Genomic DNA, 20,945 nt, shown 5'->3' on the forward strand with positions numbered 1-20,945 from the left:
TCAGCCCTTGATCCCCCCGGAGGAGATCCCTTCAATGAAGTAACGTTGCGCAGCAAAGAACACGATCAGAGCAGGGGCGATCGTGAGCACCGACATCGCGAGGATGCGGTTCCATTCGAAAGCTTCGGTCGTGTCGATCGAAAGCTTGAGGGCGAGGCTGACCGGATACTTGTCCACCGAGGACAGATAGATCAGCGGCCCGAGGAAATCGTTCATGGTCCACATGAACTGGAACAGGCACACCGAAATCAGTGCCGGGGCGAGCATCGGGACCACGATATAGATCAGCGTCTGGATGCTATTGGCACCATCCACCCGTGCCGCCTCCTCCATGTCTGTTGGCAATGAGCGCAGGAATTGCACCAACATGAAAACGAAGAAGGCGTCGCCAGCGAGCGCTGACGGCACCCAGAGCGGCAGAAAGCTGTCGAGCCAGCCAAGATCACGGAACAGGATATATTGAGGAATGCGGGTGACGACATTGGGCAACAGCAGGATTGCAATGACCGAGCCGAAAAGGATCTTCTTGAATGGGAAATCGAACCGGGCGAACGCATAGGCCGCCAGCGTGCAGGAGATGGCCGTCCCGATCACCTTTGGCAGGATGATCAGGAAGGAATTCCAGAAGAACCGGCCGAACGTATAGGGTGTCGATGTCTGCCAGCCCTTGATGTAACCTTCGGCAGTCGGGTTCTCCGGCAGGAAGCCTGCACCTGCGAAGATTTCGGAATTTGTCTTTAAGCTCGCTCCAACCAGCCAGATGAGCGGATAGAGCATGACGAAGCCGACTGCGAAGAGCAGAACATAGCGGACCGCCGTCGAGACGAGACGGAGCCTTGCCCTGCGAGCGGCCTGGAGATCGTTGAAGGTTGCGAGATCGGTCATTTGCGGTCAGCTCCTCTTGTCGCCTGCGTAAAAGACCCATTTCTTCGATGACCAGAAGGCAACGAGGGTCAGGGCGGTGACGATGGTGAAGAGCACCCATGCTATGGCCGAGGCATAGCCCATGTTGAACTTCTTGAAGGCCTCGTCGTAGATGTAGAGCGGCAGCAGATACGTCGCCTTCAGCGGACCACCCTGTGTGATGATGTAAGGTCCGTTGAACTCCTGGAATGCTTGAACCATCTGCATGATGAGGTTGAAGAAAATGACCGGGGTCAGCAGTGGCAACGTGATGAAGAAGAAGGTGCGCACCTTGCCCGCGCCGTCGATGGCTGCTGCCTCGTAAAGCGACTTGTCAATCGACTGCAGAGCGGCGAGGAAAATCACCATGGCTGATCCGAACTGCCAGCATCGCAATAGCGTGATGGTGAACAGCGCGTTCGTCGGATCACCAAACCAGTCAACCGGAGAAAAACCGACCGTCGTCAGCGCCATGTTGGCAAGCCCCTCCGTGGCGAAGATGTAGCGCCACAAAACGGCAATGGCGATTGAGCCGCCGAGGATGGAGGGAACGTAGAAGGCGGTTCGGAAGAGACCGATGAACATCAGCTTGTAGTTTAGGATCGCGGCGATGAAGAGCGCGAAGGCAAGCTTCAACGGTACCGTCAGGAACACATAAAGCAGCGTGACGTTCAGCGACTTCGTGAAGGTGCGATCGCGAGTGAAGAGCCGTTCGTAATTGGCAATCCCTGTCCACCGAGGTTCGCTCATAAGGTCATAGCTGGTGAAGCTCAGGTACAGCGACCCGATGAAAGGGATCGCCGTGAAGACCAGAAGGCCGATGATATACGGGGCGAGATAGCCCAGCCCCATAAGGCGCTGCATCTTCATGACATCCCTCCCGGGCAGCCCTTGAGCGCAGCCTGCATAGATGCAATTTTGTACAAATCTGGCTCCCAATTCGGTGCAGGAAGAATGGGCGGAATGCCACGTTTCTATACCACGAACCGATCTCCTCCCCAGAAGACACGGTTTATTCGGTGACATTGGGCTATTTTCAGATCAGAATGAATTCACAAAGGGAAGGAAAAAGATGGACGAAATCGAAGGTGGTATTCTATCGGCGATTCCCGCCGCGGCGTTGACGCTCAACCTGACGCGCGCGGCGATCCGCATGGAGCATTCGCAAACCTGGCGGATCGACAAATCCAATCCGGTCGACGATCTCGTCATCTGCCTTGAGGGCCGCGGTCATTATCTGATCGACGGCGAACCACGCGTGATGGAGCGGGGCGACGCCATGCTGATCAGCGGCGGCCAACACTTCATCGGCTGGAATGAAGGGCGCGAAACCTATATAGGCGTGGCGCAGCACTTTACGCTCGACATCTATGGTCGTCACAATCTCATCGAGCAGATGCAACTCAGGCCCAAACTGCAACTGAGCCGCTGGCCGTTTCTGGAACCGATTGCCCGTCACTACCGTCAGAGCGCGCCCCCTTCCTCGGTATCGCTCGGCCAGCACCATCTTTTCATGGTCCTTCTCATCGCCTTCATCGAGGATGCGTTTCTCGGGTGGCGCGACCACGCGACCTACCAGCCGGAGGGCGCGGATGCGATTGACCTTGCGGTGATGAAGGCAGCAACGATGATCTCGGCCAATCCGCTTGAAACCGACATCGCCATGAGGGCGGTCGATGCCGCACCCTACAACTACGATTATTTTCTGCGCGAATTCCAGAAGCGCGTCGGCCGCACGCCACGCAAATACCAGGAGCTCAAGCGAATGGAGCGCGCGATGCATTTTCTGGAAGGAGGGCTTTCGGTTGCGGCAGCGGCTGCGGAGGTCGGCTATGCAGACCCCTATTACTTCTCGCGCATGTTCAAGCGCACACTTGGGCTCAGCCCCCGCGACCACCTGAACAAGGTTCATCAGAGCCGGCATGGCGACTTGATGCAACTCGACGAACCGGAGCAGGAAATACGCCTTGCAACCGCCCGCACGATCGAGAAGCGATAAACGGACGATCGAAATTATGAAGCTAGCGGGCCAGGACCCCTTAGATCCATCGGAGTCAGCCTAGTTCACGGCCACGCTGCGTCTAAAGCGCCGCTTTGCAAACGCGGTACGCGTGCTGGAAGACTGCGCTCGTTCGTTTCACGATTGGAGCATCTTGAATTCGACGAGGGCATCACGATTGATCTCGATCCCGAGACCTGGACCATCTGGAATAGTGACGACGCCATTGACCGCCTCCAGTGGTGTCTTAAGCACCGCCTGCCGGAATGGATTCTCCGTTCGGTCGAATTCCAGGATCGGCTCGATCGGATTGGCGCGGACCGGATCGGGCACCATCGTTGCCATGAATTGCAGTGCCGCGGCGATCTGCACGCCTGTCCCCCAGACATGTGGCACGACGCGGATACCATGAAGTGTCGCCAGGCTTGCGATCTTCTGCGCTTCGGAAAAGCCGCCGCAGCCGCAGAGATCGGGCTGGAGAATGTCGACCGCACGGGCCTCCAGCGCCTGCCACATGCCGAACCTTGTATGCCAGGTCTCGCCACCCGCAACGGGGATCGGCTGACATGTGCGAACCTCCAGGTAGGCCGACAGCTGTTCGGGCACCACCGGCTCCTCGAACCAGTCGATATCATACTCCGCTGCTGCTTTGCCGAGCCGGATCGCTTCGGTGACGGTGTAACCGTGATTGGCGTCGATCATCAGGCGCATTTCGGAGCCTATCGCCTCGCGAACAGCGCGGATGACGCGCAGATCCTCGTCGACGCCGAAACCAATTTTAATCTTGCAGGCGTGGAACCCCTGTGTGCGGCGCTCCGCCATTTCGTTGGCGTTGTCGGCAACCCGATCGACGCCGTCACGCTTGAAGCTACCCGTGGCATAGGCGCGCACGCTTTGCCGCCAGCGTCCACCAAGCAGCATGGAGATCGAGGCGCCGTAGTGCTTGCCTTTGATGTCCCACAACGCGATGTCGATGCCCGACAGTGCGGTGACGGTGAGACCACGCTGTCCCTGATCGCGCAGTGCATTGTAGAGCACGGCCCAGATTTTCTCGGTTGAGCGCGGGTCCTGACCGATAAGCCAGGGCGAAAAGGCTGCGACCACCGCCGCGTTGGGTTTTGCCGGACCGAGACATTCGCCCCAGCCGATCGTTCCATCATCGCATTCTATCTCCACCAGGACATGAGCACGGCGGTCAAAGCGCATCGAGGCGCTTTCGAACGGCGTGTCGAGCCGGTGTTCCAAGAGATGCGTGCGAACGGCGGTGATCTTCATGCATTCCTCCGGAAGTCGCGGTATCAGACCTTGCGTTTGTGCCCGCCGATGAGCTTGTCGAGCATGCCCAGTTCCTCATCCGTCAGGTCCACCAGCGGCGCGCGCACCGGTCCCGCGTCGAAGCCCTGTAGCCGCACGCCGGCCTTGATCGCCGAGACGGCGTAGCCCTTCACCCGGTTGCGGATCGCCATGAACGGATAGAAGAAATCCACCAGGATGCGCTCGCAAGTAGAGCGGTCGCCGGCGCGCAGTGCCACGTAGAACTCGTTGGCAAGGCCCGGTACGAAGTTGAACACGGCGGATGAATAGGTGGTGACGCCGGCGCCGAGATAGGCTTCGGCAAAAAGCTCGGCCGTGGGCATGCCGCCCAGATACATCAGGCGATCGCCCATCTTTGCGGTAACCTGGCGCAGAAGCCCGATGTCACCCGTGCCGTCCTTGAAGCCGATCAGGTTCGGGCATTCGTCGCACAGCCGGGCAAGCGTATCGGCCTGCAGCACCGAATTGTCACGGTTATAGACCATGACGCCGATACCGACCGACTGGCAGACTTTCTTAATGTGGGCATAGAGCCCTTCCTGAGGCGCATCGATAAGATAGTGCGGCAGTAGCAGGATGCCGTCGGCCCCAACCTTCTCGACCGATCGGGCGATATCGACAGCGATTTCGGTGCCGTAGCCACAACCCGACACGATGGCGGTTTCGCCTGCAGCCTCCTTGGCGGATGCGACGATGCCTGGGATTTCATCTGGCCGCAACGAGAAGAACTCCCCCGTGCCACCGGCTGCGAAAAGCACCGGGGCCTTGTAACCCGCGAGCCACTCGACATGCGCCTTGTAGCTTTCTGGCGCAAAGCGGCCTTGCGCATCGAAATGCGTGACCGGGAAGGAAAGAAGGCCGGAGCCAAGAGCAACCTTGATTTGTTCGGGGGTCATTTCAGTATTCCTCTGTGCATTCAACTGACCGTAGCCATAGCTAGACATCATACATATGTCAATAAGTCATCATACAAGTTAAATGACAAATTGCCACGAGCCGTCGATTAACGCGCCAACCAGCCGCCGTCGACATTGAGGACCGCACCGTGGACGTAATTCGCCGCTGGCGAGGAGAGGAAGACCACCGCCCCTGCGATGTCCTCGGGGCGACCCCAACGATTGGCAGGGATGCGATCGAGGATTGCCTTGTTGCGCGCGGCATCGGCGCGTAGCGCCTCGGTATTGTTGGTCTCGATGTAGCCGGGGGCAACTGCGTTGACATTGATGCCCTTCGCCGCCCATTCGTTGGCAAGCAATTTGGTGAGACCGGCGACGCCGTGTTTTGCGGCCGTGTAGGAGGGAACGCGGATACCGCCCTGGAAGGAAAGAAGCGAAGCGATATTGACCACGTTTCCAGACCGCTCCTTGGCCAACAACTCCTTTGCGAACGCCTGGGTCGTGAAAAACAATGCCTTCAGGTTCACATCGACGACCGCGTCCCAGTCCTCCTCGGTGAAATCCACCGCATCCGCCCGTCGGATGATGCCGGCGTTGTTGACGAGGATATCGATGTCCCGGCCGACAAATATGTCTCGTGCCGCCATGGGATCCTTGAAGTCGAGCTGCATGCCACTCGCCTTGCCGCCGGCCCTGCCGATCAAATCCAGAGTTTCGTCGGGCGAGCGGCGGGCCGCGCAGATCACCTCGGCGCCTGCGGCAGCAAGTCCTGCCGCAATCGCTTGACCAAGTCCGGTATTCGATCCCGTGACAAGAGCTTTACGCCCTTGAAGTGAAAAGGAATTTATCATTTCAGATCCTCCGGTTGGATGAAGTCCATGTCGGTGTAGTCGACGTTGTCGCCAGCCATGGCCCAGATGAATGTGTAGGAGCCGATGCCCGCGCCGGAGTGGATGGACCAGGGTGGGGAAAGCGCGCCTTGCTCATTCGAGATGAACAGGTGGCGGGTCTCCTGGGGCTCGCCCATCAGGTGAAGCACCCGGGATTTTTCATCCATACCAAAATAGAGATAGGCCTCCATGCGACGGTCATGGATATGCGAAGGGATGGTGTTCCAGACGGAACCGTCCTCCAACGTGGTATAGCCGAGCACCAGTTGGCAGCTTTCCATCACGAGCGGATGGATGAACTGATTGATGGTGCGCTTGTTGGAGGTTTCCGATGCGCCCATCTTCACTTCCTTGCTTTCGGCGGCCGTGATGAGGCGCGCCGGCAGGCTGCGATGGGCCGGGCAGGACGTGATATAGAACCGGCCCTTGCCAGCAAAGGCGACCGCCCCCGATCCGGCACCGAGATAAAGCACATCGCCCCGGTTCAAGGTATAGGTCTGCCCGCCGGCGGCAACAGTACCGGTCTCGCCAATGTTGACGATGCCCATTTCACGGCGATCGAGAAACAGCGGGGTCTTCGTTTCCTCCACCTTGTCAAGCGTCAGGGGCGCATCACCCGGCACCGCTCCACCGATCACGAAACGATCGTAGTGGGTGTAGACCAGTCGGATCTCTCCGGCCCTGAACATATCCTGGGCCAAGAAATGCTTTCGAAGTCCGGATGTATCGAGTGTTTTGGCGTATTCCGGGTTGACCGCCTGCCTTGTTTCAACAGTCAGCATAAATTCCTCCTTCAAGTTGTCGACAACATATAATATGTGTTACCGTTATTGTATGATATGTCATCGGAGGTCAAGGTGCCCGCAGGAATGACGCGAGACCGAATGTGGTTTCGAGTGAAACGATGGCAGCTTTTTCGGGCACGAAGACCGCTAGAAGGTTGAGGCTCTGCCGGTTCACGCCATTGGCAGGTCGAAATGGCTGCGGTGCCGTGCCTGGCAATGCGGCAATGCGCAAAGGAATACCCCAAATGAGACGCCTTTTGATCACCGGCGCGGCGGGCCAGCTGGGCCGGGTCATGCGCAAACGGCTTGCGCCTCTCGCCGATACAATTCGCCTTGCGGATCTTGCTCGGCTTGACCCGCCCGAGCGCGATGAGGAGTGCATGTCCTGCGATCTTTCTGACGCAGCAGCAGTCCATGAGATGGTCGCCGGCTGCGACGGCATCGTCCACCTTGGCGGCGTTTCCGTCGAACGGCCCTTCGACCAGATCCTTGCCGGCAATATTGTCGGCCTTTACAATCTTTATGAAGCTGCACGCTCTCACGGTCAGCCCCGCATCGTCTTTGCGAGTTCCAACCACACGATCGGCTACTATCCGCAGACCGAGCGGCTCGGGCCAGACGCCCCATACCGCCCGGACGGACTCTATGGGGTCTCCAAATGCTTCGGCGAGGCCCTCGCTCGCCTGTACTTCGACAAATTTGGCCAAGAAACCGCCCTGGTACGCATCGGCTCCTGTACGCTCGAGCCAACGAACTATCGAATGCTGTCGACCTTTCTCTCTCACGACGATTTCGCTTCGATGATCGAGGCAATTTTCCGCGTGTCGACCCTTGGCTGCCCGGTCATCTGGGGCAGCTCGGCCAACGACGCCGGCTGGTGGGACAACTCGCATCTTGGCTGGCTGGGCTGGAAGCCCAAAGACAATGCCGAGGCCCATCGCACCCACATTGAGGCCCTCACCCCGAGGCCCGACCCGAGCGACCCGACGACACGTTTCCAGGGCGGCGACTTCGTAAACAATCCGATATTCAAGGAGTAAGAAATGACCTATGAGCCACATGGCAAACACCTGATCGCCGGCGAATGGCGCGCAGCGCAGATCAAATTCCGCAGCGAGCCCGCCCACGGCGATGCCTTTGACTTTTCCGTCGGCACCGTCGAACTGGTCAACACGGCGGCCGAATCCGCCGAGGAAGCCTTCTGGTCCTACGGTTATTCGTCCCGCGAGACGCGCGCTGCCCTCCTCGACACCATTGCCGACGAAATCGAGGTCCGTGGGACCAAGATCACTGAGATCGGCGCCTCGGAAACCGGCTTGCCCGCCGCCCGCCTCGAAGGCGAGCGCGGCCGCACCACGGGTCAGCTGCGCCTCTTCGCTTCCCACATCCGCAAGGGCGAACATCTGGACAGGCGCCATGACGAGGCGCTGCCGAACCGCACCCCCCTGCCCCGACCGGATATTCGTTTGATGCAGCGCCCAATCGGCCCGGTCGCCGTGTTCGGCGCTTCCAACTTCCCGCTTGCCTTCTCGACGATGGGCGGCGACACCGCCTCTGCGCTTGCCGCCGGGTGTCCGGTCATCGTCAAGGGTCACTCCGCCCATCCCGGCACAAGTGAGATCGTGGCGGAAGCCGCCGATGCCGCCATCAGGAGACTTGGCCTCCACCCGGGCGTCTTCTCTTTGATCCAAGGCGGTCGTCGCGATGTCGGCACCGCACTCGTCACGCATCCGCTCGTCAAAGCGGTCGGCTTTACCGGTTCGCTTGCCGGCGGTCGCGCGCTCTTCGATCTCTGCGTCTCACGTCCCGAACCCATTCCCTTCTTCGGCGAACTGGGCTCGGTGAACCCGATGTTCATCCTGCCGGAAGCGCTGAAAGCCCGCGGCGCGGAAATCGCAAAAGGGTGGGCGAGTTCGCTGACGATCGGCGCCGGGCAATTCTGCACCAATCCGGGCATCGCCATTATCCTTTCCGATCAGGCCGACGCGTTCGCCGAAGCGACCCGTTCCGCGCTCTCAGGGGTCGGTCCGCAGGTGATGCTGACTGACGGCATGGCCAAAGCCTATCGCGAGGGAAGCATGCGCATCGCTGCCGGCGCCGGTGTGCGCGAGGTCTTGACCACCACCTGCGACCAGCGCGACGCCACACCCTTCCTCTTCCGCGTTTCCGCCGAGGACTGGCTCTCCAACCATCTACTTTCCGAAGAAGTGTTCGGTCCGCTCGGCCTTATTGTGACGGTCGAGACTATCGAGGAGATGATTGCCGTAGCAAAGAGCTTCAATGGCCAGCTTACCGCCACGTTGCATCTTGATGCGGGCGACACTCAAGTTGCACGCAGCCTGTTGGCGATCCTGGAGCGCAAGGCGGGTCGTGTTCTGGCAAATGGTTACCCGACCGGGGTCGAAGTCTGCGATGCCATGGTCCACGGCGGCCCCTATCCGGCATCCACAAACTTCGGCGCAACGTCCGTTGGAACCCTTTCCATCCGAAGGTTCCTCAGGCCCGTCTGCTACCAGAACCTGCCTGAGGAGCTGCAGCCGGACGACCTCAAATCGATCTAGGCACGGATTGCGCCGTTGTGGGGCAATGGCGTATCCACAATCAACGGCGGATTCCCGCTTATTCACCGAATGGCGGCACGCATGACGAAAGTGACCACCCACGAACCGGCTCCGCTGCCAACCACGACGCTGGTGGTCAAGGTTGCAGACGCGCTTCGCGCACGCATGTCCAAGGGTCATCACAAGCCGGGTGATCGGCTGCCCTCCGAGGCCCAACTGACGCAGGAATTCGGTGTGAGCCGCACGGTCGTGCGCGAGGCAATTGCAGCACTACGTTCTGACGGACTGGTGGAGCCACGCCAAGGAGCGGGCGTCTTTGTTCTCGCTCCAACGCTTGCCACCCGCCGTCCGTTTCAAAATGTCGATCTGGCGCGCGTATCTTCGCTGATCGAGATGCTCGAACTTCGCACCGCCGTAGAAGGAGATGCTGCAGCCCTTGCGGCGCTTCGCCGCTCGCCCGGGCAGGAGGAAAAGATCATCGAGGCCTTCGATGCTTTCCGCACGAGTTCCGCGGAAGGCCGACCGAGCGCAGAGGCCGATTTTGCCTTCCACCTCGCGATTGCTCAGGCCACCAACAACCCGCGCTTCGCAGAATTCCTGCAGATGCTCGGTCCGACGCTTATTCCGCGCCGGGCGGTGACCGAGAACGGTGAGGAGACGACGCTGCCCTTGGTCGATATCGAGCGGCTCGTGGACGAACATGAAGCGATCCTCGTCGCCATTCAAAATGGCGACGAGACACAGGCCCGCTCAGCCATGCGCGCTCACCTGAAGAACAGTCAGGCGCGGTACCGCGCCATGCTACGAGTGCTTCGCTGAGGTACAGGTTTAGACAGCCTGCCCTTGCATTCGGACAGATAACCGATAACATGCCAGACAGGTTCAATGCAGGTGAAGCAGCAATGGAAGCCCAAAACAATCACGCGAGAGGCACGTCGCTGGCGGCAAAGATCAGCGCCGATCTGCGTCGCGACCTGACCGAAGGCGTCTTCCAGCCCGGCGACCGGCTTCCGAGCGAAAGTGCGCTCACACGCGAATATTCCGTGAGCCGCACCGTAGTGCGCGAAGCAATTGCAATCCTTCGCGCCGACGGCCTGGTGGAAGCGCGCAAGGGCGCCGGCATCTTCGCGCTGCAGACGCTCGAAGACAAGAAACAACCGTTCAAGGACCTGACCACCGAGCGCATTTCCTCGGTCATAGAGCTTTTGGAGCTTAGGACAGTCTTTGAGGTGGAGTCCGCCGGGCTTGCGGCCTCGCGCCGTTCTGCTGCACAGATCGAGGCGATCCTCGAGGCCCATCACCACGTTGGCGAATGCCTCGCCACCGGGAGCCCCACCCGTGACGCCGATTTCGAACTGCATCTCGCCATCGCGGAGGCTACGCAGAACCGTCGCTTTCCCGAATTCCTGCAGCTCATCCGGTCCGGCATCATTCCTCGAGGCGAACTGCAAGGCTCCGCTCCCGGCTCGCGCCCGAAGGACTATAACCTTCACCTTCAGGAAGAGCACGGCCTGATCGTGGATGCCATTATCGAAGGCAATAGCGACACTGCGCGCGAGCGCATGCGCGCCCATCTTCGCGGCAGCCTGGATCGCTACAAGGTATTGCTGCGCTCGCGCACACTGGCCCCCGAAGAGGTCAACCTGTCTTAGCTTGTCATACAGCCTGCAATGCATGTATGTTGGAGATGTCGTACATCATCAACGAGGCATCCATGACCCTTCCCACCTATCCCGCGATCTCGACCGATACTGGCGTTACCCGGCAAGTTCTTTCGCACTCACCGGAGATCATGGTCGTATCTTTCCGCTTCGAAAGCGGCGCTAGCGGCCGACTACATAGCCATCCGCACGTTCAATCCACCTACGTCTCGCGTGGCCGTTTCCGCTTTTTCCGTGACGGCGAAGCCCATGAATTGAAGGCCGGCGATAGTCTCGTCATCCCCTCAAACACTGAGCATGGGTGCCAATGCCTGGAGACCGGCGAACTTATTGACTGCTTCACACCCCGCCGAGACGACTTCCTGTGAGCAGATTAGCTTGACAGTACCCATAACCTGTGACAGATTTCCTTAAGTTGTCATACAGGACGGGAGCCTGTACCGCCTCACCTTCCGGCGGATGACAAACGGAGGATTCATGTCTTTACGTCGCATACGCTTCTACGGAGCGGCCGGGCAGATCGGGACCATTGCGGTCACGCTTCTCGGCCTGCTTCTCCTGACTTTTTTCATTGGCCGGCTCATGCCCGCTGATCCGGTGCGGGCCATAGTCGGAGAAGATGCGACCCGCGAGACCTATGAACAGGTCTACAACGCGCTCGGCCTGGACCGTCCTCTTTGGGAACAGTTCATATATTACCTAGGCGATGTCTTCACCGGCAATTTCGGTACCTCTATTCGCACCGGTCAGCCGGTCATACAGGACATCCTTCATGTCATGCCGGCGACGATCGAACTGGCCACTTTCGCAATCCTTATTGGAGCAGGCCTGGGTGTGCCGCTTGGCGTCTTTGCCGCCGTCAACAAGGATCGTTGGCCGGATCATGTGGTGCGTGTCTTCAGCCTTTTCGGCCATTCGATGCCGATCTTCTGGACAGGTATGATTGCGCTCATCGTCTTTTACGCCCATCTCGGGCTGGTCGGCGGCAGCGGGCGGATGGACCAGTTCTACATCGGTCTCGTCGAAGAGCGTACCGGCTTTCTCTTGATCGACAGCCTGATCGCCGGCGAGATGGACGTCTTCTGGTCCGCGGTGAACCACATCATCCTGCCAGCGGCGCTACTTGGCTATTCCTCCTCCGCCTACATCACCCGCATGACCCGCAGTTTCATGCTCGATCAACTCGGGCAGGAATATGTGACGACCGCGAGAGTGAAGGGGCTTTCGCACAATCAGACGATCTGGCAGCACGCCTTCGTCAATATCCGGGTGCAGCTCGTCACCATCATCGCGCTCGCCTACGGTTCACTGCTCGAAGGAGCGGTCCTTATCGAGACCGTCTTTGCCTGGCCGGGCTTTGGTCAGTATCTCACCAACAATCTCATCACCGGCGACATGAATGCCGTCATGACCTGCGTATTGATCGTCGGCGTCATCTTCATCGGGCTCAATCTACTGTCCGACGTTCTCTACCGCATCTTCGATCCAAGGACACGCTGATGTCTACCCGCACCGAACCTACGTTCCGCCTGCCGGCTCCGTTGCACGCATTGAAGAACATCGTGCTGTTCCTTTTGAAAAGCCCGACCTCGACATTCGGCCTCGCCGTCCTGGTGCTGCTCATTCTGGTAGCTGCCTTTGCACCTTTGATCGCCACCCACGACCCTTATGTGCAGGATCTTGCCAAAACGCTGCAGCCGCCGGGCAACGGGCATGTCTTCGGTACCGACGAGCTTGGCCGCGACATTTTCAGCCGCCTTGTCTGGGGTGCCCGCATCACGCTGACAATCATCTTCCTCGTGTCGATCGTCGTCGGCCCCATCGGCCTCATCATCGGTACGACCGCCGGCTATCTCGGTGGCAAGATCGATACGGTGATGATGCGCATCACCGACATTTTCCTGTCGTTTCCGAGCCTCATTCTCTCGCTCGCCTTCGTCGCGGCGCTAGGCCCAAGCCTCAACAACGCCATTGTCGCCATCGCGCTGACCTCCTGGCCACCGATCGCTCGGCTTGCCCGCGCCGAGGCAATGACCTTCCGCAAGGCAGATTACATTTCTGCCGCAAGACTTCAGGGGGCATCGCCGGCGCGCATCATCTTCAAGTCGATCATGCCCATGTGCTTGCCTTCGGTCCTCATCCGTCTGACCCTCAACATGGCGACCGTCATCCTCACGGCTGCTGGCCTCGGTTTCCTCGGCCTCGGCGCCCAGCCGCCGCTGCCCGAATGGGGCGCGATGATCGCAACCGGCCGCCGGTACATGCTGGACAGTTGGTGGCTCGTCACCTTCCCGGGCATCTCGATCCTGTCTGTCAGCCTCGCATTCAACCTGCTCGGCGATGGATTGCGCGATGCGCTCGATCCCAAGCAGATAAATCGGAGGTAGCCCCGTGGAAAAATCCATACTCGAGGTCGAAAATCTCCGCATTCGCTATGGCGGCGCGCCGGCAGAGGCCGTGCGTGGGGTTTCCTTCACGCTTGGCCGGGAACGGTTGGGGATCGTCGGAGAATCCGGTTCAGGCAAGTCCACGGTTGGACGCGCTCTTTTGCGTCTTCTGCCCGGCGCGACAATCACGGCCGACACGTTGCGCTTTGGGAACCTCGACCTCCTGACGCTCTCCGAAAAAGAGATGCTGAAGGTTCGTGGCCGGCGGATGTCAATGATCCTCCAGGATCCCAAATTCTCGCTCAACCCGATCCGGCGTGTTGGCGACCAGGTGGCAGAGACCTATCTGCGCCACTTCAGATGCTCGAAGGCAGAGGCCCGTGACAAGGCGCTCACCATGCTGGAAGCCGTCAAGATTCGTGACCCGAAGCGGGTCTATGATCAATACCCGCATGAAATATCCGGCGGCATGGGTCAGCGTGTAATGATCGCGATGATGCTTTTGGCAGACCCAGATCTCGTCATCGCCGACGAACCCACCTCCGCGCTCGACGTTACCGTCCGGCTTCAAGTGTTGAATATCCTCGACGGCCTCGTGCGCGACCGCGGCATTGGCCTCATCATGATCAGTCACGACCTGAACCTTGTGCGCAATTTCTGCGACCGCGTTCTCATCATGTATGCCGGTCGCGTGGTTGAAACACTCGCCGCCCGCGACCTCGACAGGGCCGAACACCCCTATACTCGCGGCCTGTTGGCAGCCCAACCAAGGATCGGTGGCGGGCGTGCACCTCTCGCCGTGCTCGACCGCAACCCGAATGGCTGGAGGAGAAAGCCTGATGTCCGTTTCCGTCGAAACCCGCGATGTGTCCATCACCTTCGGCGCTGGACCAACCGCCACCAAAGTCTTGCCGAGTGTCAGTTTCTCGGTAAGCCCGGGCGAGTGCTTCGGCCTCGTCGGAGAAAGCGGCTCGGGCAAATCCACCGTGTTGCGCTGCATCTCCATGCTGACCGATATCTGGACGGGCGACATCCTCATCGGCGGCAAGCCTGTGCGCGAGATGCCGCTTATCGAGCGCTGCCGCACGCTGCAGATGGTGTTTCAGGATCCGTACGGCTCGCTGCATCCGCGCCAGTCGGTACGCACCGTGCTCAGCGAGCCACTCGTCATTCACAAGCTCGGCGATCGCGAGGATCGCATGCGCAAGGCCATTGCCGATGTCGGCCTGCCCGTTTCCTTCCTCGACCGCTTTCCACACCAGCTCTCCGGTGGCCAGCGGCAGCGGGTGGCGATTGCCCGCGCGCTCATCCTGGAGCCCTCTTTGTTGCTACTGGACGAACCCACGTCGGCGCTCGATGTCTCCGTCCAGGCGGAAATCCTGAACCTGCTGCAGCGCCTGCGCGAGGAGCGCGGTTTCACCTACATCATGGTCACGCACGATCTCGCGGTGGTCGACCACATGTGCGATCGTTTTGCTGTCATGCTCCACGGAGAGATCACCGAGGTGCTTCCACGCGATGCGATCCCCGGAAACGGAGCGACCCACCCCTATGCCCGAGAACTCATCGGCGCCTCACTCGAATACGAAAGCGCGCACTGAGCTCGACTAATTGAAGCTCGGGCACTCCGTCTGAAATTGCCCTCGACGTGCCAGCTCCCCGGTCACGCGAAAGCGGCATAAGCAAGCCCAGAGCGCTGCCGATCGGCAGCAGCCCAATTCTTCACATGACAACCCACAACGGCCCGTGGCTTAGCGCAAGCCGTGGGCAATACAGGCCGACGGGATGAGATGCCAGCGCGTGAAGCTCCGTGGCATCCACGCGCCACAAGCAGTCACGGCAGCAGGCCCTGGTCAAAATCAAACGTCAGGACACTCACCGAGCATGGAATGGCGGGTTGTTCGCCATCACTCCTTCGTTGGTTCCCAGAGCTCGATCGGATTGCCCTCGGGATCGTGGATCCGGGCAAAGCGACCGACTTCCGAGTTCCACTCGGCTCGCGTTTCCACCGCGATCCCGCTCGCCGTGAGGTTTGAAATGAGCCCTTCCAGATCATCTACCCTGAAATTGATCATCCATTGTTGTTCTCTTCGTCCCAAATAGTCGGTGTTCTCAGAGAAGGGCCCAAAAATTGTCATTCCTGCCTCTTGCTGCCACACGGACTTGTGCAGGTCATCAACACCAATACCATTCGGCCAGCCCAGCCGGGTCCGCTGCCCTGAAGAACACACCGCCTATTCCAACGACCTTTGGCATGAGCCCCCCTTGGCTTGAGACAGGACAATGCCGGCGAAGGGGCTCACCTGCAACCTAAAGGTCAAGCTCGACGTGACGTCCGCAAGGTTGCAGAACATCGGTTACCTTTTAGTACTGCTGAGTCTGGAACATCGCCTCGGATGGAAAAGCGTGTCCTGGCGTCATTGCTTGCCGATGGATGTCGGGCGGCTCCCGACAGGTAAAAAGGCGCCCCATCGGGCCACTCCGGCCCGTGGGAAAACCACTTGCATGGGGGAGATGCTTGTCCGTCGAGCAACGCCACACCTCTGGAGCCATTATGGGGCCAAACCTCATTGAAACGCGAGAAAGGCGCGTGCCAGCACGCGCCTTTTGGTTTTGGAGAATGAGACGGGTGGTGGTATCAGCGCTCCTTGGTCACGCCCTCGAAACGTGAAAGCCACGGACTGACGATCATACCCTTGACGTCGCTGCGATAGGCCGCAGTGTCGACAACTTCGGAGAAGGGCTGGATCGACATCACCGCCTCATCCATGTAGGCCTGCACGCCTTCATAGAGCTTGGCCTGCTTGGCGGGATCGCGCTCGACCAGTGCTTCCTCGATCAGCTTGTTCAGCTTCTCGTCGTAGAAGCTGGTGCGCCAGCTCTGGTAGTTGGTCAGCTTTGCCTCGTCGGAATTGTCAGGATTGTAGGCGATGGAGCGCAGGTTGTTGTCCGGATGCGGCTGCTGACCGCCGCCGCCGCGGCCGACCAGCAATTCGAAGTTTCTCTCCCGCATTGCGCCGTAAATCTGGTCACCCGAACCGCTGATGAGCTCCGCCTGGATGCCGGCCTGGCCGAGCGTGTTCTGGATCGCCGTCGCCGCCTTCATGAACGGATCTTCGGACAGGACCCGCAGCGTGGTGCTGAAACCGTTCGGATAGCCGGCTTCGGCGAGCAACGCCTTTGCCTTTTCCACGTCCAACTTGTAGCCCTCGTCCGGAAGGGCGCCGAGCACGCCGGACGACAACGGACGCTGATGCAGCTTGCCGTAATAGGGCATGACCGCCTTGTCGAGGCCTTCATAGTCGATGAGGTAGCGCAGCGCCTCGCGGACCTTCTTGTTGGCAAAACGCTCATCCTTCATCGAAACGCTGAGGTAGTAGAAACCTGAACCCGGCGTCGATTCGATGACAATCGCCTTGTCGGCCTCCAGCGATTTGAGGTCCGGTGCCTGCAGAGAATAGGCGACGTCTATGTCGCCTTTTTCCAACAGCAGCCGCTGCGACTGGGATTCCGGCAAGTGGCGCATCAACACGCGCTTCATCGCGGCCTTTTCACCCCAATAGTCATCGTTGCGTGTGAGGATGATGTATTCGTTCGACTTCCACTGCGTCAGTGTAAAGGGACCTGAACCAGCGGAATTCAGCGTCAGCCAACCAGCACCGAGGTCGCCGTCCTTCTCGTTCTCGAGCGCGACCTTGCTGTCCAGAATGGAGCCAGGGCCATTCTGCGCAAGGATCATCAGCAACAGGTTCGGGTCGTCGGGCTTCTGCAGATGAATCACGAAGGTGTGGTCGTCTTCAGCGACCAACGCCTTGTCGGCATTCTCAAGCGTGAAGCCACGCGACTTGAGGAAAGATGACTGCGCCAGGTTGCGGGCAAGCAGCCGCTTCAGGCTCCAGGCGACGTCGCCGGCCGTGACAGGATTGCCCGAAGCAAATTTTGCATCGCCGCGCAGGTGGAAGCGGATCGACTTGCGATCCTCGGCGATCTCCCAGCGTTCGGCGAGGCGAGGCTGAACGCTACGGTCTTGCGGCGAAAGGACGACCAAAGTGTCATAGATGTTGTTGAGCACCTGTACGGTCTCGCGGCCGGTAATGGCAGCGGGATCCAGCGTCAGGATGTTGCTCATGGTCGTGGCGACGACCAATTGGTCGGCCGGTGTCTCGGCGAACACGCCAATCGGCGAGGCTGTGGTGAGCAGCACGCCGAGGGCGGCCGTTGCAAAAAAGTGTCTCATGCTTCCTCCTTTTGCGGCCGTCCATGCGGATTTCGGCCTACCAGTTTCATGATCCGCCTGCCTGCTCCTCCGCAGGTGTTGGGACGGATCAGCCAAGAATTGCGCCGACGGGCGCGGCGAGCGCCCGGCCAACGGCTGCGGTCGCCGCGGCTTCCAGATGCACACCATCGACCTGTGATCCACGGGCAACCGCGCCGGCATCGAAGAACGCGTGCCCGAGTTCGCAGGCGAGTTTGTGGTAAAGCGGGGCAAGCCGCTCGGATTCTGCTACGCTTCTGCCAGCCGCCGGGTGTCCATCTGGACCGGGCGAACAGGGTGGTGGCGCAACGATCAGAAGCTTCGGTTTCGCGCCACTCGGCTTGTACGGAAATGTGTCCACGATCTGCGCCAGGCGGCGCATGCCGGAAACTGCACCCTCCGCACGACCTCCGTGCACCGGCTTGATATCATTGGTCCCAAGCATGATGATCACGAGATCGAGCGGCATATGGCTGGCAAGCGCCACTTCCAACGCCTTGGCGCCATTGCGACACGCGGGCCCGGCATGATCGTCATAGCAGGTGGTGCGGCCACCGAGCCCTTCCGATATGATCGCCGCCGCGTCACCAAGTTCCCGGTCGAGAACCTCGGGCCAGCGGCCCTCGGGCGGATGACGCAGCCCAGTTGCAGGGTCCGCCCCCCAGGTCAGGCTGTCGCCAAAGGCGAGAACTGTCTTCATTGCCCAATCACCTCACTGTCATCGCGCGCGGTTGTTGTCGATGAAGTCGAAATCGATATCCTCGCCGAGCCCGGGGCGATCAGGCACGTGGACGTAGCCGTCCCCATCCATCGGGTCGGAAAGTGACTTCAGATAATCGTGGCCATCATCATATTCGAGGAACGGGTGCAGCAGGCCGCGTTCGTACCAGCGGCAGTTTTTGGTGGCGGCGACCACATGCAGGTTCATCGCAGTGTTGCCGTGCACCTCGCATTCCATGCCGAAAGCTTCAGCGAGATGCATGGTCTTGAGCGCAGGGGTTATGCCGCCGACGTCGTTGACGCCGGTGCGAAGTATGTCGCAGGCACCGGCCTTGATCCACTCGGCGCGATGCCAATGCTTGCCCGCGGCACTTTCCGGCCCGACCACAGGAATGTCGAGATTGTCGGCAAGCCACTTGTAGGAAGACAGCGACTGCTCGTCCATCGGCTCCTCGATCCAGTCGAAGCCGAGCTTTTCCAAGCCCCGCCCAAGTTCGAGCGCATCCGTACGGGAATACCAGTGGAAGGCGTCGATCATCAGACGGATATCCGGACCCACCGCTTCGCGCACGGCAGCACAGGCCTTGATATCCATCTTAACATCCGGCGCCCAACTGACCGGCGGCATCCAGGTGTGTAGTTTGATGCCCTTGTAGCCGCGCTTGACCAGCGTTTCGCCAAAACGGCCGTAATCGTCCGGCGTCGCCAGGCCGCCGTCCAGTTCATCGCCGCACATGATGGAGCCATAGGCCAGTACCTTGTCGCGGTAAGCGCCGATCAACTTGTATACAGGTTGGTTGAGCGTCCTGCCTGCAAGATCCCACAGCGCACAATCGACAGCCGCAAGCGTGCGATCGGTGAGCTGCGCGGCTGAGCCCCGCTGCCAGTGGGCGAGGTCCTGCCACAGCTTTTCTCGATCACGATGGTCCTTGCCGATAAGAACCTTCTTCACGAACTTATCGATCAGGTGCGGACGAACAATTTCCGGCGCGGTGAAGGAGTGCCCTTCATGGCCGTCTTCCGTGCGAATGGTCAGAATTGCCTGCTCCACCTGATGCGGCCGGCCTGGATGCGCGTGGCCAGCACTGTCCGAATGGCGGCGCGTGGTCGTGCGGAAGACTCGCACATCGACGTCGGTGATGATCATTGTTCCTCCGGTATGCGAAAGTGGCCGGCTCCCCGCACCATTCTGTATGACACATACTTAGACAGATCATCACAGCTTTGTCAAATCTGTATGACAGATTATTAAAAATGACGGACAGGTTCGCCCGATGCCGTACGGCCAGCGGCGAGAATACTGGCCCCCGGCGGCAAGTTCGCAACGAACGTTGGCCATTTGAGACGAGGCTCAAATGATCCGAGTTCAGTTGCAGTTGTGAGAGAGTTCGGTCCGGTAGCCGGTAGAAGAGATATCTCAAAGAAAGCGGAAGAAAACCGAGACGTAATCGGTCGAGCGACCCAAAGGTATTGCGATCACCAGCTGTTTTCGCAATTTACGCCGCTCAATGCCGGCAACCCCTGCTTCAAAGATCGCTCATGCTGCCGTTTCCAGCAGATCCATTTTGCGCGTTTGATACAGTCATCCCGACCGCGGAGAATTGCACTTGGCGAGCTTGTGAAACAATACACCGAGCCCTGCCAGTTGCCTGGAATTTAATGCAACGGGAGCCAGAGGAAACCAAAGTCTCCGGTTCGTTAGGACCGGTCCACCCGACACCTCAACCAGAACTGCCGCCCCGCCCGGTAGAGCGAGGCAGAGCGACAACGAATTCGCAACGATAACAGCGCCACGCCGATATCGGTCGCGACCATCTGTCCACCGATGGAAGATGTCATGACGGAGACGCTACGTCCTCAACGCTGGAAAAGCGCGGAAACAAAACCTTGTTTTCCAGATGCATATGCGTGACCAAGTCCTCGGAAAACTTTTGAAGACCGACGTAAAGAGCCGTCCAGGATCGGCAGGCGCCGTCTGGAAGTGCAAACCCGTGGGTGAGATGCTCGATGGTGGCTAGGCTTTGGCCTTCGCACGCATGATCGTCTCGCATTCTGCCTATCAAGTGCTCGATATCGGGGTCCGGCTCGTGGCGCATCATCGGAAAGAGGGCGAGTTCCTCGCGGGCCATGTGGGGGATCAGTTGGTCTTGAAGGTCGACAAGCGCCTTCGCAAGGCCCATCGGCGCGCTGCTATGGGCGGCGTGAACGTGTTCCACTTTCTGCGCAAGCGGGATCAGCCATTCGAGGTCGTTTCGGTGTGTCTGGTGATATCGCTCCAGAATATGAGCGATAAGCTCGTTGGTGCCGTCCGGCGCATCGCGCCTTGCGGCTTGCTCGAGTGCCCGAAGGCGGTCAAGCAGGTCGCTCGCCACAACTCCGGCATCGGCCGCCGCATCACCAAGCGAGACATCGCCATCGCAGCAAAAACCGATTCCATGCTGTCTGAAGAGTTCGGCTGCACCCGGAAGTTCGCATGCAATCGTCCCGACGGTGGCGTCCAAGTTCAAGTTCAATTCCGTCAATGTGCTCTCCTCAATGCCCGGAAGGTTATGTCAGGAGAGACGTTGCGGTAGT

19 protein-coding genes and 2 pseudogenes are annotated in these 20,945 nt (G+C 59.6%); 10 read left to right on the forward strand and 11 right to left on the reverse strand.

Translation table 11 applies throughout. The annotated features are described in order from the left end of the window. A complete protein-coding gene (locus BKP54_RS01505) occupies positions 1-885 on the reverse strand; it encodes a carbohydrate ABC transporter permease (RefSeq protein WP_025430398.1) in 885 nt (294 codons plus the stop codon). A 6-nt stretch (positions 886-891) separates the two neighbouring features. Further along, positions 892-1,773 (reverse strand): sugar ABC transporter permease, encoded by an 882-nt coding sequence (locus BKP54_RS01510; RefSeq protein ID WP_025430399.1) that lies wholly within the window; start codon positions 1,771-1,773, stop codon positions 892-894. Positions 1,774-1,975: 202 nt separating this feature from the next. Here BKP54_RS01510 and BKP54_RS01515 point away from each other — a divergent pair, with 202 nt between their 5' ends. Continuing rightward, the gene (locus tag BKP54_RS01515; protein ID WP_025430400.1) at positions 1,976-2,902 is read left to right on the forward strand and encodes a helix-turn-helix domain-containing protein; all 927 of its coding nucleotides are present in this window, start codon (positions 1,976-1,978) and stop codon (positions 2,900-2,902) included. A gap of 138 nt (positions 2,903-3,040) precedes the next feature. Here BKP54_RS01515 and BKP54_RS01520 read toward each other — a convergent pair whose 3' ends face one another. The 4 genes from BKP54_RS01520 to kduI all read right to left on the reverse strand — a co-directional run bounded on the left by BKP54_RS01520 (position 3,041) and on the right by kduI (position 6,784). Continuing rightward, positions 3,041-4,177: a mandelate racemase/muconate lactonizing enzyme family protein gene (locus BKP54_RS01520; protein ID WP_057207045.1), complete on the reverse strand. Its 1,137-nt coding sequence runs from the start codon at positions 4,175-4,177 to the stop codon at positions 3,041-3,043. Between the two features lie 23 nt (positions 4,178-4,200). Next, positions 4,201-5,112, reverse strand: coding sequence for a 5-dehydro-4-deoxyglucarate dehydratase (gene kdgD / locus BKP54_RS01525; RefSeq protein WP_057216786.1), 912 nt, complete (start codon positions 5,110-5,112; stop codon positions 4,201-4,203). A 107-nt stretch (positions 5,113-5,219) separates the two neighbouring features. After that, complete coding sequence (gene kduD, locus BKP54_RS01530) at positions 5,220-5,963, reverse strand: 2-dehydro-3-deoxy-D-gluconate 5-dehydrogenase KduD (RefSeq protein WP_057207041.1); 744 nt, start codon at positions 5,961-5,963, stop codon at positions 5,220-5,222. Continuing rightward, entirely contained in the window at positions 5,960-6,784 is an 825-nt protein-coding gene (gene kduI / locus BKP54_RS01535; RefSeq protein WP_084814073.1) for a 5-dehydro-4-deoxy-D-glucuronate isomerase, read from the reverse strand. The genes kduD and kduI overlap by 4 nt, the downstream gene beginning before the upstream one ends. A 248-nt stretch (positions 6,785-7,032) precedes the next feature. Here kduI and BKP54_RS01540 point away from each other — a divergent pair, with 248 nt between their 5' ends. The 9 genes and pseudogenes from BKP54_RS01540 (at position 7,033) to BKP54_RS01580 (ending at position 14,997) form a co-directional block, all read left to right on the forward strand. After that, positions 7,033-7,827, forward strand: a complete 795-nt coding sequence (locus BKP54_RS01540) for an NAD(P)-dependent oxidoreductase (RefSeq protein ID WP_057207038.1) — start codon at positions 7,033-7,035, stop codon at positions 7,825-7,827. Between the two features lie 3 nt (positions 7,828-7,830). Then, the gene (locus tag BKP54_RS01545) at positions 7,831-9,348 is read left to right on the forward strand and encodes an aldehyde dehydrogenase (NADP(+)) (protein WP_057216780.1); all 1,518 of its coding nucleotides are present in this window, start codon (positions 7,831-7,833) and stop codon (positions 9,346-9,348) included. 81 nt (positions 9,349-9,429) lie between these two features. Continuing rightward, the gene (locus BKP54_RS01550) at positions 9,430-10,167 is read left to right on the forward strand and encodes a FadR/GntR family transcriptional regulator (RefSeq protein WP_057207317.1); all 738 of its coding nucleotides are present in this window, start codon (positions 9,430-9,432) and stop codon (positions 10,165-10,167) included. A gap of 83 nt (positions 10,168-10,250) precedes the next feature. Then, positions 10,251-11,000, forward strand: coding sequence for a FadR/GntR family transcriptional regulator (locus BKP54_RS01555; protein WP_057207033.1), 750 nt, complete (start codon positions 10,251-10,253; stop codon positions 10,998-11,000). A 62-nt stretch (positions 11,001-11,062) separates the two neighbouring features. After that, the gene (locus BKP54_RS01560) at positions 11,063-11,377 is read left to right on the forward strand and encodes a cupin domain-containing protein (protein ID WP_057207316.1); all 315 of its coding nucleotides are present in this window, start codon (positions 11,063-11,065) and stop codon (positions 11,375-11,377) included. Between the two features lie 109 nt (positions 11,378-11,486). Beyond that, positions 11,487-12,509 carry an ABC transporter permease gene (locus BKP54_RS01565; RefSeq protein WP_084814074.1) on the forward strand — a complete coding sequence of 341 codons (1,023 nt, stop codon included), beginning with the start codon at positions 11,487-11,489 and terminating at the stop codon, positions 12,507-12,509. Continuing rightward, a complete protein-coding gene (locus BKP54_RS01570) occupies positions 12,509-13,396 on the forward strand; it encodes an ABC transporter permease (protein WP_025430411.1) in 888 nt (295 codons plus the stop codon). Before BKP54_RS01565 ends, BKP54_RS01570 begins: the two co-directional genes overlap by 1 nt. A gap of 4 nt (positions 13,397-13,400) precedes the next feature. Then, a pseudogene (locus BKP54_RS01575) lies at positions 13,401-14,236 on the forward strand (ABC transporter ATP-binding protein). Next, positions 14,236-14,997 carry an ABC transporter ATP-binding protein gene (locus tag BKP54_RS01580; RefSeq protein ID WP_057207032.1) on the forward strand — a complete coding sequence of 254 codons (762 nt, stop codon included), beginning with the start codon at positions 14,236-14,238 and terminating at the stop codon, positions 14,995-14,997. The pseudogene BKP54_RS01575 and the gene BKP54_RS01580 overlap by 1 nt, the downstream one beginning before the upstream one ends. 306 nt (positions 14,998-15,303) lie before the next feature. Here the strand turns inward: BKP54_RS01580 and BKP54_RS01585 are convergent. The 5 genes and pseudogenes from BKP54_RS01585 to ric form a co-directional block, all read right to left on the reverse strand. Continuing rightward, positions 15,304-15,652, reverse strand: a pseudogene (locus BKP54_RS01585) (VOC family protein). Between the two features lie 382 nt (positions 15,653-16,034). Beyond that, a complete protein-coding gene (locus BKP54_RS01590) occupies positions 16,035-17,633 on the reverse strand; it encodes an ABC transporter substrate-binding protein (protein WP_057207030.1) in 1,599 nt (532 codons plus the stop codon). A gap of 88 nt (positions 17,634-17,721) precedes the next feature. Beyond that, entirely contained in the window at positions 17,722-18,351 is a 630-nt protein-coding gene (locus BKP54_RS01595) for an SGNH/GDSL hydrolase family protein (protein WP_025430415.1), read from the reverse strand. 18 nt (positions 18,352-18,369) lie between these two features. Next, on the reverse strand, positions 18,370-19,518 hold the full coding sequence (locus BKP54_RS01600) for a mandelate racemase family protein (protein ID WP_025430416.1): 1,149 nt from the start codon (positions 19,516-19,518) through the stop codon (positions 18,370-18,372). A gap of 688 nt (positions 19,519-20,206) precedes the next feature. Next, positions 20,207-20,878: an iron-sulfur cluster repair di-iron protein gene (ric, locus tag BKP54_RS01605; protein ID WP_348272065.1), complete on the reverse strand. Its 672-nt coding sequence runs from the start codon at positions 20,876-20,878 to the stop codon at positions 20,207-20,209. Positions 20,879-20,945: the final 67 nt, after the last annotated feature.

The organism is Ensifer sp. 1H6 (assembly GCF_001976035.1).
Taxonomy (GTDB): domain Bacteria; phylum Pseudomonadota; class Alphaproteobacteria; order Rhizobiales; family Rhizobiaceae; genus Ensifer; species Ensifer canadensis.

Excerpts from the sequence above, each read along its gene's own strand:
- BKP54_RS01505 (WP_025430398.1), bottom strand. The coding sequence starts at position 885 with ATGACCGATCTCGCAACCTTCAACGATCTCCAGGCCGCTCGCAGGGCA.
- BKP54_RS01510 (WP_025430399.1), bottom strand. The coding sequence starts at position 1,773 with ATGAAGATGCAGCGCCTTATGGGGCTGGGCTATCTCGCCCCGTATATC.
- BKP54_RS01515 (WP_025430400.1), top strand. The coding sequence starts at position 1,976 with ATGGACGAAATCGAAGGTGGTATTCTATCGGCGATTCCCGCCGCGGCG.
- BKP54_RS01520 (WP_057207045.1), bottom strand. The coding sequence starts at position 4,177 with ATGAAGATCACCGCCGTTCGCACGCATCTCTTGGAACACCGGCTCGAC.
- kdgD (WP_057216786.1), bottom strand. The coding sequence starts at position 5,112 with ATGACCCCCGAACAAATCAAGGTTGCTCTTGGCTCCGGCCTTCTTTCC.
- kduD (WP_057207041.1), bottom strand. The coding sequence starts at position 5,963 with ATGATAAATTCCTTTTCACTTCAAGGGCGTAAAGCTCTTGTCACGGGA.
- kduI (WP_084814073.1), bottom strand. The coding sequence starts at position 6,784 with ATGCTGACTGTTGAAACAAGGCAGGCGGTCAACCCGGAATACGCCAAA.
- BKP54_RS01540 (WP_057207038.1), top strand. The coding sequence starts at position 7,033 with ATGAGACGCCTTTTGATCACCGGCGCGGCGGGCCAGCTGGGCCGGGTC.
- BKP54_RS01545 (WP_057216780.1), top strand. The coding sequence starts at position 7,831 with ATGACCTATGAGCCACATGGCAAACACCTGATCGCCGGCGAATGGCGC.
- BKP54_RS01550 (WP_057207317.1), top strand. The coding sequence starts at position 9,430 with ATGACGAAAGTGACCACCCACGAACCGGCTCCGCTGCCAACCACGACG.
- BKP54_RS01555 (WP_057207033.1), top strand. The coding sequence starts at position 10,251 with ATGGAAGCCCAAAACAATCACGCGAGAGGCACGTCGCTGGCGGCAAAG.
- BKP54_RS01560 (WP_057207316.1), top strand. The coding sequence starts at position 11,063 with ATGACCCTTCCCACCTATCCCGCGATCTCGACCGATACTGGCGTTACC.
- BKP54_RS01565 (WP_084814074.1), top strand. The coding sequence starts at position 11,487 with ATGTCTTTACGTCGCATACGCTTCTACGGAGCGGCCGGGCAGATCGGG.
- BKP54_RS01570 (WP_025430411.1), top strand. The coding sequence starts at position 12,509 with ATGTCTACCCGCACCGAACCTACGTTCCGCCTGCCGGCTCCGTTGCAC.
- BKP54_RS01580 (WP_057207032.1), top strand. The coding sequence starts at position 14,236 with ATGTCCGTTTCCGTCGAAACCCGCGATGTGTCCATCACCTTCGGCGCT.
- BKP54_RS01590 (WP_057207030.1), bottom strand. The coding sequence starts at position 17,633 with ATGAGACACTTTTTTGCAACGGCCGCCCTCGGCGTGCTGCTCACCACA.
- BKP54_RS01595 (WP_025430415.1), bottom strand. The coding sequence starts at position 18,351 with ATGAAGACAGTTCTCGCCTTTGGCGACAGCCTGACCTGGGGGGCGGAC.
- BKP54_RS01600 (WP_025430416.1), bottom strand. The coding sequence starts at position 19,518 with ATGATCATCACCGACGTCGATGTGCGAGTCTTCCGCACGACCACGCGC.